The organism is Streptomyces boetiae (assembly GCF_031845405.1).
In the GTDB taxonomy this organism is placed as follows: Bacteria; Actinomycetota; Actinomycetes; order Streptomycetales; family Streptomycetaceae; genus Streptomyces; species Streptomyces boetiae.
Window position 1 is genome coordinate 1 of sequence record NZ_JAVREN010000125.1, and the last position, 450, is coordinate 450.

The 450-nt window shown below is 64.4% G+C and carries 1 protein-coding gene; it reads left to right on the plus strand.

Annotated elements, in window-relative coordinates; genetic code table 11:
• The coding region (locus tag RM780_RS27690; protein WP_311633645.1) for a hypothetical protein at positions 1-348 on the plus strand (348 nt) is incomplete at its 5' end.
• Between the last annotated feature and the right edge of the window lie 102 nt (positions 349-450).

Here is a 450-nt window from a genome sequence, read left to right on the forward strand (position 1 = left end):
TTCGTCGACCACGCGGCGCATCCGTTCAACGCCGTCGCGACCACGGTGATCGATGCCCACACCGCCGAACCGATCATGATCACCGACCTGTTCGCCGACCAGACCGCCGGGTTGACCGCGCTGGTCGATGGGGTCAAGTCCGCGATGGCGACCGACGAGAAGCTGGCCAACCAGTCTGCGCCCGAACCGGTTGCGGATCAGCTCGCCAACTGGCTGCCCGACGACGACGGACTGGTCGTCTACATCCCGGTCGCCCACGTGCTCGGCGACTACTACCCGGTCACGGTGAGCTGGGACACTCTTACCGGCGTTCTCGCGCCTGGGATGCGGGAAAAACTCACGAAGTGAGCCGGCCCCGAACCAGCCTCGATGTGAATGAAAATGGCCCCCGGAGTTTCCTCCGAGGGCCATTTCCTCTTGGTAGCGGGGACAGGATTCGAACCTGCGACC